The sequence below is a fragment of the Klebsiella planticola ATCC 33531 genome, assembly GCF_000735435.1.
Taxonomy (GTDB): domain Bacteria; phylum Pseudomonadota; class Gammaproteobacteria; order Enterobacterales; family Enterobacteriaceae; genus Klebsiella; species Klebsiella planticola.
Window position 1 is genome coordinate 121,343 of the sequence record NZ_JMPP01000067.1, and the last position, 12,670, is coordinate 134,012.

Genomic DNA, 12,670 nt, shown 5'->3' on the forward strand with positions numbered 1-12,670 from the left:
TCCCCGGGAGCTTACTCCAGTAAGTGACCGGGGTGAGCAAGCGTAGCCAACGCAGAGGCAGGTTGAAGGATGAAGTGTATATGAGATTACTGAACAGGCTGAACCAGTACCAGCGCCTGTGGCTCCCCTCCTCCGGCGCGCCACAGCAGGTGACCGTGAGCGAGCTGGCAGAACGCTGTTTTTGCAGCGAGCGCCATATTCGAACGCTGCTTCGTCAGGCTCAGGAGGCCGGCTGGTTGAGCTGGCAGGCGACTCCCGGGCGCGGAAAACGCGGCACGCTGGTTTTTCACACCGCGCCGGAATCCTTACGTAATGAGATGATGGAGCTGGCGCTGAGTCAAGGCCAGCAGAAAAACGCACTTGAGCTGGCTCAGCTGGCGACGGAAGAGCTGAAGGCGCTGCTTTCGCCTTTTCTTGGCGGTCAGTGGCAAAACAATACGCCGACTTTGCGCATTCCCTACTATCGCCCGCTTGAGGCGCTGCAGCCGGGTTTTTTACCCGGCCGCGCCGAACAACATCTTGCCGGGCAAATTTTTTCCGGTCTGACGCGCTTCGGGGCGCAAAGCAGCGCTCCGGTCGGTGATTTAGCCCATCACTGGCAGGTATCGCCGGACGGCCTGCGCTGGCAGTTTTATATCCGCTCAACGCTGTTCTGGCATAATGGCGATCCGATAGAAACGCCACAGCTTCGGCGGCGGCTGCTGATGTTGCTGGAGCTGCCCGCCCTGCGCACCCTGTTTGCCAACATTAACCGGATCGATGTCACCCATGCGCAGTGTCTGACGATTACGCTGCATCGCCCGGATTACTGGCTACCGTTCCGCCTCGCCAGCGACGGCAGCGTACTGGCGCACCCCGATGAACCAACGGTCGGTAGCGGGCCGTTCCGTCTGAAACTGTTCAGCCCGGAGCTGGTGCGGCTGGAGAATCATCCGCGCTATCATCTGAACCATCCGCTGATCCAGGCGGTGGAGTACTGGATAGCCCCCCAGCTGTTTGAGCATAATCTGGGCACCAGCTGCCGCCACCCGGTGCAGATTACCATTGGCGATCCGGATAAGCTGGCAAATCTACGTCAGGTCAGCAATAGCATCAGCCTCGGGTTTTGCTACCTGGCGCTGCGGCAAAGCCCTCGCCTCAGCAAAGCTCAGGCGCAACGTCTGGTATCGCTTATTCACCGCTCTTCACTGCTGAAGACACTTCCGCTTGACGAAGATTTGATTACCCCCAGCAACGAGGTATTGCCCGGCTGGACCATTCCCCTGGGGCCAGAGAATCAGGATGTTCCTCTGCCTGAACAGCTTACGCTGCTGTATCACCTGCCGGTCGAACTGCACACGATGGCAGAACAGCTTCGCCTACGGCTTGCCGCTCTCGGCTGTGAACTGAAACTCATTTTTCACGACGCCAAAAACTGGCACGGTTGCCAGGAGCTGGCGCAGGCGGATTTGGTCATGGGCGATCGGCTGATCGGCGAAGCCCCGGAATACACGCTGGAACAGTGGCTGCGCTGCGATACGATGTGGCCTCATTTATTGACCGGGGCACAGTATGCTCATCTGCAGGCCACCCTCGATGCCGTCCAGGCGCAGCCTGAAGAACGCAGCCGCAACGAAGCGTTGCGCAATGTCTTCAATATCCTGATGGACGATGCCATCATGACGCCGCTATTTAATTACAATTATCGCATCAGCGCCCCACCGGGCGTAAACGGCCTGCAGCTTAACGCCCGAGGCTGGTTTGATTTCGCCAGCGCCTGGCTACCGGCATCGCCGCCGTGATGAAGCTGGTCGCCGCGCCCGTCAGGCGCTACCATATCGCTTTCACTTTGATTGTCAGGAATTGCCATGAAACGCGCCGTAGTTGTCTTCAGCGGAGGACAAGATTCAACGACCTGCCTGGTGCAGGCTCTGCAACAGTACGATGAAGTGCACTGCGTCACTTTTGATTATGGCCAACGCCACCGCGCGGAAATTGACGTCGCTCGCTCTCTGGCGTTAAAGCTGGGCGCCGTTGCCCATAAGGTGCTCGACGTGACGTTGCTTAACGAGCTTGCCGTCAGCAGCCTGACCCGCGATAACATCCCGGTGCCGGACTATGAGCCGGAAGCCAGCGGTATCCCGAATACCTTCGTTCCCGGGCGTAATATCCTGTTTTTAACCCTGACGGCGATTTACGCCTACCAGGTTAAGGCGGAAGCGATCATTACCGGCGTGTGCGAAACCGATTTTTCCGGCTACCCGGACTGCCGTGACGAGTTCGTGAAAGCACTGCACCATGCCGTCAGCCTCGGAATGGCAAAAGATATTCGCTTCGAGACGCCGCTGATGTGGCTTAACAAAGCCGAGACATGGGCTTTAGCCGATTACTGGGGCCAGTTAGCACTGGTGCGCCATGAAACCCTGACCTGCTATAACGGCATTAAAGGCGACGGCTGCGGACAGTGTGCGGCCTGTAACCTGCGCGCCAACGGGCTAAGCCAGTACGAGGCCGATCGGCCGGGTATTATGGCAGTGATGAAACACAAAACCGGACTACAGTAACCGGTGGCTTCCCGGTAGCGGCTGGCGCCTTACCGGGCCTGCAAGATCTGCGCATCGCATCAAGCCCTTAGCCGGTCAGCGCAATTCCAGTACCCAGTCCGCAACGAACCGTAGGCCGGGTAAGGCGTCAGCCGCCACCCGGCATTTTCTCTATGACCGTTAGCTGAGACAGATGCGCGGCAGCGCATCCGGGACATACTCCTCCGACTGGCCCGTCAGCAAGGCTCCAGCTGAAGCAGTTTCTCGCGCAGTTCACCCTCCAGCGGCAGCGCCTTCTGCGTTTTCAGATCGATGCAGACAAAGGTGATTAGCGCATCGGCTACCACCTCGCCGTTAGGGTTAAGGGTTACCACCTGGCTTAACGTTCCGCTTTTTCCGTTCAGCTGTTCCAGTTTGCTGGTGACGGTAAGCACATCGCCTAGCACCGCCGGGCGTCGATAGTTGATATTGATATTTACCACCACGAAAGCGATGTTGCGTGCGGTCATCCAGTGAAAAGCCGGGCTGCTTTCCAGGCCGTCCCAACGCGCCTCTTCGAGAAACTCCAGATAACGCGCATTATTGACGTGCTGATAGACGTCGAGATGATAGCCGCGAACTTTGATTTGTGTCTGCATAGCGCACATGCCTTATCTTGCATTGTTGTATTGAGGTCAGAGGTCACACCACTTAAGTGACCTCTTCATTCTGGCAAATAATAACGACTGTGCAAACTTGTACTGAAAATTTACAGCTTCAGATGTGACAGGTTTCTCTCCACCAGCGAGTGACCCATCCCCGGGACCTGCTTAAGATCGTCAACGGTTTTAAATGGCCCGTACTCTTCGCGATAGCTTACGATAGCCTGCGCTTTCTTCAGACCGACGCCATTCAGAGCCTTTGACAGCTCTTCTGCGCTGGCGCTATTGATACTTACCCTGATGCCATCATTCTCAGTCGTATTTAACGCATCAGGCGCTTTCGCCTGCGGCGTCTGTACGCTCTCTTTTGCCGTCGCCGACGTCTTCCCGCTGGAAGGGGCGGCAAGTACACCCTGATGTCCTGCCGCACAAACCAGTACGGCGGCGGCAATAAGCGTTTTCAATCCACGTTTCATGCTGTTATCTCCTTGTTTGTAGACAGCAAGGTCACAATAGCGAGGGTGGAAAAGGAGTACAAAAGACAAACCGCAGAAATGGAAAAGGCCGCGAAAGCGGCCTTTGAGGATTACATCAGGTTACTGATTTTTGCGAAGCGTCACGAAATTATTGCTGCTGGTCGATAGCATCGCCGAGTTTAATTTTCGCGGACTTACGCAGGTTGCTCATCAGCGCTTCGAAAGCAATCTGAGCATTGTTCTGCGTGATGCCTTGAACCATGGCTTTTTTCTGCGCTTCCGGCATGTCGCCGGCTTTCACTTCATCCAGCGCCAGCAGCACCACGTTGCCTTTGATATCGCTCCCCATACCGTAGACAGGTTTACCCTGCTGCGGCAGCGGCAGAGCAAACGCCGCCTGGCTCAAGGGATCCTGACCGGTACGTGCCAGCGTCTGCGCCGGGCCGAAGCTTAAACCCGCGGCTTTCATCGCCTCGTCACCTTTGCCATCTTTGAGCGCGGCCAGCAGCTTGTCTGCATCCAGCTTCGCCTGCTGTTCAGCTTTGGTATGTTTTACGATATCGATAACCTGTGCTTTCACGTCCGCCAGTGGCTTCACGGCTTCCGCTTTGTGCTCGCTGATACGCAGAACAAATGCGCGATCGCCATCGACGGTGATGATATCGGAGTTGCTGCCCGGCGTACCGTTCTCGCCCACCAGACCGCCGTTGAAGATAGCATCGGAGACCGGTTTAAAGTTCAGCTCTTCTGGCAGATTGTCACGCCCAAACCAGCCGGTTTCGCTGACTTTCACATCCGCAGCCTGTGCGGCGCTGGCCAGCGATTCGTTATCATTGCTGGCTGCATCGCTCACTTTCTGCTGCAGCGCGTAGTAAGCATCCAGCGCTTTTTCCTGCTTCACTTTCGCCGCGATATCATCGCGAACTTCGGCCAGCGGTTTAACCTTCGCCGGCTGAACATCATCAAGACGGACAACCAGGAAACCAACGGAAGATTTGATCACGCCAGAAAGCTGGCCTTTTTCTTTCAGACCGGCATTTTTCAGCTCTGGTACCGTTGCGGCATCGTCCATCCAGCCCATATCGCCACCGTTGCGGGCGGAGATAATGTCGGTAGATTTTTCTTTCGCCAGGGTGGAGAAATCGGTCCCTTTCTTCAGCTCATCCAGAACGGTCTGGGCATCGGCTTCGGTCTTGGTCTGAATCACGCTGTAGCGGTTACGCTGCGGCTGCGTGAACTGATCCTGATGCTGATCATACCAGGACTGGATTTCTTCGTCAGAAGCGTTCTCCTGCATGCCTGCTGCATCCATTTTGATGTAGCTCACGCGGAACTGCTCCGGCGCCATGAAACGGGCCTGGTTTTGCTGGTAGTAAGCGTTGACTTCCTCATCGGTCACCGCCTGCTTCGCCGCCAGTGCGTTGACATCGATGGTGGCTTCACGCACTACGCGTTGCTGGGATACCAGCGCAGCCAGCTGATCGGATTCACCGGACAGCATAAAGTCGGTACCGGCAATCGCATTAATCAGCTGCTGAGTCGTCAGCTGGTTGCGCAGCGCCTGCGCGTACTGATCGGTGGTCATGCCCATTTGATTCACGATACCGCTAAAACGTTCGTTATCAAATTTGCCGTCAGTCTGGAAAGCCTGAGTCTGGAAGATAGCCTGTTTGACTTGAGCATCGCTGACGCTCAGTCCAAGTTCGCGGGCGTACTGGTCAAGCAGCGACTCGTCAATCAGACGGTTCAGCACCTGCTGACGCATGGTTTTCATGTAGTTTTCGTTGGCCGCCAGTTCAGAGAACTGATCGCCAAGCTGCTGCTGCATACGGTTACGTTCGCTGGCAACGGCATTTTCAAACTGTGAGCGACCAATTTCCTGGTCGTTAACTTTCGCGGCATAATTGTTACTGCCGCCAATCAGGTAACCACTCACCCCGGTCAAAATGAACGAGATAATGATGATACCGAAAATAATCTTGAGCACGACGCTATTGGCGGCCGTGCGTAGGTTGTCCATCATGGTGTAACAACGCTCCGCTGTAGATGACTTTAGCTCGCGCAGCATAGCACGTGATGGCTGCCGCGCGTGAGGACCTATTTTGACAAGAAAATGGGGTGATTGTCAGCCCACAAGTGCGTACAAACACACATAAAGTCGGGTTCCGGGCAAATAAAAAAGGCACATCTCGCGATGCGCCCTTGTACTTCGTCACATTCCCTGATGGGAAGCCGATCAGTTTACCGCGTCTTTCAGCGCTTTACCGGCACGGAAACCCGGTACTTTGGCAGCAGCGATGGTAATTTCTTTACCTGTTTGCGGGTTGCGACCAGTACGGGCAGCGCGCTCTTTCACAGCAAAGGTACCAAACCCGACCAGCGCAACGTCATCTCCAGCCTGCAGAGATTCAGTAACAGAAGCAATTAAAGCATCTAACGCACGTCCGGCTGCAGCTTTAGAAATGTCCGCACCCGCAGCAATTTTGTCAATCAGTTGAGATTTATTCACTGTTCTCTTCCTCTCTTTATAATTTATATCGCACCAGAATCCTTCGTGGTGCGACCGCGCAGCAGTTATATCAGGACTGTCATGCCCTTACAACAGAGTTGTAGATGACCCCCTGCCAGCGATCTAAGTTAGCTACACAAAAAAAGGCTGGCAAGTACGAATTTACTTCCCAGCCCCACTTTTCTTAGCGCTATTTGCGCGAAATCACTATTTTGCCGTGACGACCTGCATGCCGAATGGTTCGTTCTGCAACGCAAGTGTCAGAACTTCTTCGATTCGTTTCACCGGATGGATATCTAAATCGGCAATAACGTTATCTGGAATTTCTTCAAGGTCACGTTTATTTTCATCAGGAATCAGAACAGTCTTAATGCCGCCGCGATGTGCCGCCAGCAGTTTTTCCTTCAGACCGCCGATTGGCAGCACCTGACCACGCAGGGTAATTTCCCCCGTCATCGCGACGTCAGCGCGTACCGGATTCCCCGTCAGACAGGAGACCAGCGCGGTACACATCGCGATACCGGCGCTCGGACCGTCTTTCGGCGTCGCCCCTTCCGGAACGTGAACGTGAATATCACGTTTTTCGTAGAAATCCGAATTAATCCCCAGCTTATCCGCACGCGAACGTACCACGGTCAGCGCAGCCTGAATAGACTCCTGCATCACTTCGCCCAGCGAACCGGTATAGGTCAGCTTGCCTTTGCCCGGCACACAGGCGGTTTCGATGGTCAGCAGATCGCCGCCCACTTCCGTCCATGCCAGACCGGTGACCTGGCCGACGCGGTTTTCGCTATCCGCACGACCGTAGTCATAGCGCTGCACGCCAAGGAAATCATGCAGGTTATCGCCATTAATCGTGATGTGCTTCAGTGATTTATCCAGCAGCAGCTGTTTAACCGCCTTACGGCACAGCTTGGAAATTTCACGCTCCAGCCCACGCACGCCCGCTTCACGGGTGTAATAGCGAATAATCCCGACGATCGCGCTGTCCTCTACGGTCAGCTCGCCTTTCTTCAGCGCATTACGCTCAATCTGCTTAGACAGCAGGTGACGTTTGGCGATGTTCAGTTTTTCGTCTTCGGTATAACCGGAAAGACGAATCACTTCCATACGATCCAGCAGCGGCGCCGGAATGTTCATGGAGTTAGAGGTCGCCACAAACATGACATCGCTCAGATCGTAGTCCACTTCCAGATAGTGGTCGTTAAACGCCACGTTCTGTTCAGGATCCAGCACTTCCAGCAGCGCTGAAGCCGGATCGCCGCGCATGTCGGAGGACATTTTGTCGATCTCATCAAGCAGGAACAGCGGGTTTTTGACGCCCACTTTCGCCATTTTCTGGATCAGTTTGCCCGGCATTGAGCCAATATAGGTACGGCGGTGACCGCGGATTTCCGCTTCATCACGCACGCCGCCCAGCGCCATACGCACGTACTTACGTCCGGTCGCTTTAGCGATGGACTGACCCAGCGAGGTTTTACCCACCCCCGGCGGTCCAACCAGGCACAGAATCGGCCCTTTCAGCTTGTTGACACGGCTCTGCACTGCGAGATACTCAAGGATACGATCCTTCACGCGCTCCAGGCCGTAATGGTCGGTATCGAGGATCTCCTGAGCCTGACGCAGATCTTTTTTGACCTTGCTGCGCGCGCTCCACGGCACCTGCACCATCCAGTCGATATAGCCGCGTACGACGGTCGCTTCTGCCGACATCGGCGACATCATCTTCAGCTTTTGCAGTTCCGCTTCGGTTTTTTCTTTCGCCTCTTTCGGCATTTTTGCCGCGTCGATCTTGCGCTTCAGCGCTTCGTTCTCGTCCGGCGCGTCATCCATCTCGCCAAGCTCTTTCTGGATGGCCTTCATCTGCTCATTCAGATAGTACTCACGCTGAGACTTTTCCATCTGCTTTTTCACGCGGTTGCGAATACGCTTCTCAACCTGCAGCAGATCGATTTCCGATTCCATCATCGCCATCAGATATTCCAGACGTTCGTTAATGTCGGACATCTCGAGGACGGACTGCTTATCTGCCAGCTTCAGCGGCATGTGCGCAGCAATGGTATCAGCCAGACGCGCAGGATCGTCGATGCTGTTGAGCGACGTCAGCACTTCCGGTGGGATTTTCTTGTTCAGCTTGATGTAGCCTTCAAACTGACCGATCGCGGTGCGCACCAGCACTTCCTGCTCGCGTTCGTCGATCGCCGGCGATTCCAGGTACTCCGCTTTCGCTGAAAAATGCTCGCCGTTATCAGACAGTGCAGAAATACGCGCGCGCTGCAGGCCTTCAACCAGCACTTTGACGGTGCCATCAGGCAGCTTCAGCATCTGTAAAATTGACGCCACGGTCCCGACGGTGAAAAGATCATTTACACCCGGCTCATCCGTCGAAGCTTCTTTCTGCGCAACCAGCATGATTTTTTTATCATGGTCCATAGCCGCTTCAAGACAACGGATAGATTTTTCCCGCCCTACAAACAGGGGTATGACCATGTGCGGATAAACCACCACATCGCGCAACGGCAATACGGGGATTTCAATGCGTTCAGAACGCTCAGGATTCATAGAGCTCTCTCTTAGTTTAAAGTCCGCCAGGTAGCCAGCGGCACGACTCGTCATCGCGACGCCGTTAATATGTAATCCAGTATATGGGGATGTATTCCACACATTCAACGGCGGGAATGCAGGAAAAATAAAAGGGGAGATAAAATCCCCCCTTTTTGTTAACTGCTTGAGCAAGTTGGCTAATTATTCACCAGACGCCTGCTGCGCTTCCGGTTTGCCATAGATCAGCAACGGTTTGCTTTGGCCGTCGATAACAGAAGCATCGATGACCACCTTTTCCACGTCTTCCATTGATGGAAGATCGTACATGGTATCGAGCAGCGCGGCTTCAACAATGGAGCGCAGACCACGAGCGCCGGTTTTACGCGCCATCGCTTTTTTGGCGATCGCGTCCAGCGCTTCATCGCGGAACTCCAGTTCAGCGCCTTCCAGGTTGAACAATGCCTGATACTGTTTGGTCAGGGCATTTTTCGGCTCTTTCAGGATCTGAATCAGCGCTTCTTCGCTCAGCTCATTCAGCGTTGCGACAACCGGCAGACGACCGATGAACTCTGGAATCAGACCAAATTTGATCAGATCTTCCGGCTCAACCTGAGACAGCAGCTCGCCTTCGCTCGCTTTGTCAGATTTGGCTTTTACCGTCGCGCCGAAACCAATACCTGAACCGGTTTCAACACGATGGGAAATGACCTTATCCAGACCGGCAAACGCACCGCCGCATATAAACAGAATCTTGGAGGTATCAACCTGCAAGAACTCCTGCTGCGGATGTTTACGCCCGCCCTGCGGTGGTACCGCGGCAACGGTCCCTTCGATAAGCTTCAGCAGCGCCTGCTGCACGCCTTCACCTGAGACATCGCGGGTAATCGACGGGTTATCCGATTTACGGGAAATTTTGTCGATTTCATCGATGTACACGATTCCGCGCTGCGCTTTTTGTACGTCGTAGTCGCATTTCTGCAACAGCTTCTGAATGATGTTTTCGACGTCTTCACCGACATAACCCGCTTCGGTCAGGGTGGTGGCGTCAGCCATGGTGAACGGCACATCCAGCAGACGCGCCAGCGTTTCCGCCAGCAGCGTTTTACCGGAACCTGTCGGCCCGATCAGCAGAATGTTACTTTTACCCAGCTCAACACCGTTGCTGGTATCACCATTGCGCAGGCGTTTGTAGTGGTTGTATACCGCAACGGCCAGCACTTTTTTCGCCGGCTCCTGACCGATAACGTAATCGTCCAGGTGGTGGCGGATTTCGTGCGGAGTCGGCAGCGCACTGCGTTCACGATGCGGCGCGACTTCTTTAATCTCTTCGCGAATGATGTCGTTACATAAATCAACGCATTCGTCGCAGATATACACGGATGGCCCGGCGATCAGCTTACGCACTTCATGCTGGCTTTTGCCGCAAAAAGAGCAATACAACAGTTTGCCCGAACCATCTTTGCGTTTATCTGTCATGAGTCCAAACCTCTTATTAAGTTCTTTGTGCCGCACACGACGACGCAAATGCCATTCTCAGGCGCAAGTCGCTGATAAGCGTTGTGCCGCCCTACTCCAGACAAGTATAGCGGCCCCCTTGCGCCAGGGGCATCAATTACGATGGGTCAAAATGGAATCGACCAGGCCGTATTCCACCGCTTCGGAGGCTGACAAGAAACGGTCACGCTCGGTGTCGTTCTCAATCTGCGCAAGGGATTGACCCGTATGGTGTGCCATCAGTTCATTCATCCGCCCTTTCACTTTCAGGATCTCGCGGGCGTGAATTTCGATATCCGTCGCCTGACCCTGATAGCCGCCCAGCGGCTGGTGGATCATCACGCGGGAATTCGGCAGGCAGAAACGCTTGCCTTTTGCCCCTGCGGTCAGCAGGAACGCGCCCATCGAAGCCGCCTGGCCCATACAAATGGTGCTCACGTCAGGCTTGATGAACTGCATGGTGTCGTAAATCGACATCCCGGCGGTGATCACCCCGCCCGGAGAGTTAATGTACAGATAAATGTCTTTTTCCGGGTTCTCTGCTTCCAGAAAAAGCATCTGCGCCACGATCAGATTCGCCATGTGGTCTTCCACCTGGCCGGTCAGAAAGATGACGCGTTCCTTGAGCAGACGGGAGTAGATATCAAAAGAACGTTCACCGCGCGAGGTCTGTTCAATGACCATCGGCACCAGGGCCATATGGGGTGCAAAGTTATCTCGTTCGCCACTGTATGACATTTCCGTCTCCTGGATTAATTTTGAATAAACCTGCCGCACTGATTGTAACCTTATGGACGGATTATCAGCCAGAGTCTTCTGTCCGTCATCGTTCAAATTACCTGAATATCGGCCTTACGCCCGCAACCTGAACCACTCCCGACAGATACGCTTCGTCATTATGCATGATTTCACGCGTGCAGTTTCGTCTCCTCGTAGTGGGGACGATGCAACCATAATTCAAGCATAACAAGCTTTTGTCGTAACGCTATCATTGATATCGCGTTTTCGCACTCATCGTGAAGCTATTGCTGCGATAAAAAAAAACCCGCCGCCTCTCGGCAACGGGTTTTACCTGAACTTTAAACCGCGGGGCGAAATTACGCCTGCTGGTTCATCAGTTCATTGAAGGTAGTGGCTTTTTCAGACACTTTCGCTTTTGCCAGAACGGCTTCAACAGCCTGCTCTTCCAGCGCGACGTTACGCATGTTGTCCATCAGTTCGTTGTTTTTGCTGTAGAACTCAACAACTTCTTTCGGATCTTCGTAAGCGGAAGCCATCTCTTCGATCAGGCCTTTAACACGCTCTTCGTCAGCTTTCAGCTCGTTGGTGCGAATGACTTCGCCCAGCAGCAGACCGACAACTACGCGGCGTTTAGCCTGCTCTTCGAACAGTTCGCGCGGCAGTTCCAGAGCCTGCTTCTCATTGCCACCGAAACGCTGAGCAGCCTGACGACGCAGAACGTCGATTTCGCTGTCGATCAGGGCAGCCGGCACGTCGATGTCGTTCGCTTTAACCAGACCTTCGATAGCCTGAGACTTCACGCGGTTACGCACGGCGCCTTTCAGCTCGCGATCCATGTTTTTACGCACTTCAGCGCGCAGACCTTCGACAGAACCATCTTCAACGCCGAAACGTTTGATGAATTCAGCAGTCAGTTCCGGCAGCTCGCGCTCTTCAACTTTCTTCAGGTTGATAACGAACTTAGCCGCTTTACCCTTCAGGTTTTCTGCGTGGTATTCTTCCGGGAAGGTCACATCGATAGTGAACTCTTCGCCCGCTTTGTGGCCTTTAATACCGTCTTCAAAGCCTGGGATCATACGACCCTGGCCCATCGCCAGTACGAAGTCAGACGCTTTGCCGCCTTCGAACTCTTCGCCGTCAACAGAACCGGTGAAGTCGATGGTTACACGGTCTTCTGCATCAACAGCGCCATCTTTGTCTTTCCAGTTAGCCTGCTGCTTACGCAGAGTGTCCAGCATGGTGTCGACGTCAGCTTCGGTCACTTCAACAACCGGTTTTTCAACTTCGATAGTTTCCAGACCCTGCAGAGCAACTTCCGGATAAACTTCGAACTCTACCGCGTAGGTGAAGTCTTCACCCAGCTTGTATTCGCCCGGAACGTAGTTCGGTGCGCCGGCTGGATTGATTTTCTCTTTGATGATCGCGTCAACGAAATGACGGCTCATCAGGTCGCCCAGCACGTCCTGGCGAACGGATGCGCCATAACGCTGAGCAACAACATTCATCGGCACTTTCCCTTTACGGAAGCCGTCAATGCGAACTTTTTTCGCCACGTTGACCAGCTCGCTTTTGACAGCATTCTCGATGCTGTCAGCGGCGATAGTAATCGTTACACGGCGCCCAAGGCCCTGAGTGGTTTCAACTGAAACTTGCATCTTGTTACCTCAAAAAAATCACAGTGCTCGGTCAACTCTGGAAGCGCGTGTACGTTGCTTCGCAGAACCGGGATGCCCTCTTCAATCA

General features: G+C 54.2%; 10 protein-coding genes. 2 read left to right on the plus strand and 8 right to left on the minus strand.

Features of this window, described 5'->3' with window-relative positions; translation table 11 throughout:
• Positions 1–80: 80 nt before the first annotated feature.
• Together GRPL_RS01640 and queC are read left to right on the plus strand one after the other, a co-directional pair.
• The gene (locus GRPL_RS01640; RefSeq protein ID WP_032700687.1) at positions 81–1,781 is read left to right on the plus strand and encodes an SgrR family transcriptional regulator; all 1,701 of its coding nucleotides are present in this window, start codon (positions 81–83) and stop codon (positions 1,779–1,781) included.
• A 66-nt stretch (positions 1,782–1,847) separates the two neighbouring features.
• Positions 1,848–2,543, plus strand: a complete 696-nt coding sequence (gene queC / locus GRPL_RS01635; RefSeq protein WP_032689231.1) for a 7-cyano-7-deazaguanine synthase QueC — start codon at positions 1,848–1,850, stop codon at positions 2,541–2,543.
• Between the two features lie 215 nt (positions 2,544–2,758).
• On the opposite strand, the gene GRPL_RS01630 is transcribed toward queC, so the two are convergent.
• From GRPL_RS01630 to tig, 8 genes are all read right to left on the minus strand, one after another.
• Positions 2,759–3,160, minus strand: a complete 402-nt coding sequence (locus GRPL_RS01630) for a YbgC/FadM family acyl-CoA thioesterase (protein WP_032696536.1) — start codon at positions 3,158–3,160, stop codon at positions 2,759–2,761.
• Positions 3,161–3,270: 110 nt separating this feature from the next.
• Entirely contained in the window at positions 3,271–3,639 is a 369-nt protein-coding gene (locus GRPL_RS01625; RefSeq protein WP_032689233.1) for a helix-hairpin-helix domain-containing protein, read from the minus strand.
• 148 nt (positions 3,640–3,787) lie between these two features.
• Positions 3,788–5,662, minus strand: a complete 1,875-nt coding sequence (ppiD, locus tag GRPL_RS01620) for a peptidylprolyl isomerase (protein WP_032700688.1) — start codon at positions 5,660–5,662, stop codon at positions 3,788–3,790.
• A gap of 213 nt (positions 5,663–5,875) precedes the next feature.
• Positions 5,876–6,148, minus strand: coding sequence for a nucleoid-associated protein HU-beta (gene hupB / locus GRPL_RS01615; protein ID WP_002444653.1), 273 nt, complete (start codon positions 6,146–6,148; stop codon positions 5,876–5,878).
• A 207-nt stretch (positions 6,149–6,355) separates the two neighbouring features.
• The gene (gene lon, locus GRPL_RS01610; protein WP_004858717.1) at positions 6,356–8,710 is read right to left on the minus strand and encodes an endopeptidase La; all 2,355 of its coding nucleotides are present in this window, start codon (positions 8,708–8,710) and stop codon (positions 6,356–6,358) included.
• Between the two features lie 183 nt (positions 8,711–8,893).
• The gene (clpX, locus tag GRPL_RS01605) at positions 8,894–10,168 is read right to left on the minus strand and encodes an ATP-dependent protease ATP-binding subunit ClpX (protein WP_004858716.1); all 1,275 of its coding nucleotides are present in this window, start codon (positions 10,166–10,168) and stop codon (positions 8,894–8,896) included.
• Positions 10,169–10,300: 132 nt separating this feature from the next.
• Positions 10,301–10,924 (minus strand): ATP-dependent Clp endopeptidase proteolytic subunit ClpP, encoded by a 624-nt coding sequence (gene clpP / locus GRPL_RS01600; protein ID WP_004858713.1) that lies wholly within the window; start codon positions 10,922–10,924, stop codon positions 10,301–10,303.
• 359 nt (positions 10,925–11,283) lie between these two features.
• On the minus strand, positions 11,284–12,582 hold the full coding sequence (gene tig / locus GRPL_RS01595) for a trigger factor (RefSeq protein WP_032696539.1): 1,299 nt from the start codon (positions 12,580–12,582) through the stop codon (positions 11,284–11,286).
• Positions 12,583–12,670: the final 88 nt, after the last annotated feature.

Coding starts and splice junctions, on each gene's coding strand:
- ppiD (WP_032700688.1), bottom strand. CDS start 5,662: ATGATGGACAACCTACGCACGGCCGCCAATAGCGTCGTGCTCAAGATT.
- GRPL_RS01640 (WP_032700687.1), top strand. CDS start 81: ATGAGATTACTGAACAGGCTGAACCAGTACCAGCGCCTGTGGCTCCCC.
- clpP (WP_004858713.1), bottom strand. CDS start 10,924: ATGTCATACAGTGGCGAACGAGATAACTTTGCACCCCATATGGCCCTG.
- GRPL_RS01625 (WP_032689233.1), bottom strand. CDS start 3,639: ATGAAACGTGGATTGAAAACGCTTATTGCCGCCGCCGTACTGGTTTGT.
- tig (WP_032696539.1), bottom strand. CDS start 12,582: ATGCAAGTTTCAGTTGAAACCACTCAGGGCCTTGGGCGCCGTGTAACG.
- clpX (WP_004858716.1), bottom strand. CDS start 10,168: ATGACAGATAAACGCAAAGATGGTTCGGGCAAACTGTTGTATTGCTCT.
- lon (WP_004858717.1), bottom strand. CDS start 8,710: ATGAATCCTGAGCGTTCTGAACGCATTGAAATCCCCGTATTGCCGTTG.
- GRPL_RS01630 (WP_032696536.1), bottom strand. CDS start 3,160: ATGCAGACACAAATCAAAGTTCGCGGCTATCATCTCGACGTCTATCAG.
- queC (WP_032689231.1), top strand. CDS start 1,848: ATGAAACGCGCCGTAGTTGTCTTCAGCGGAGGACAAGATTCAACGACC.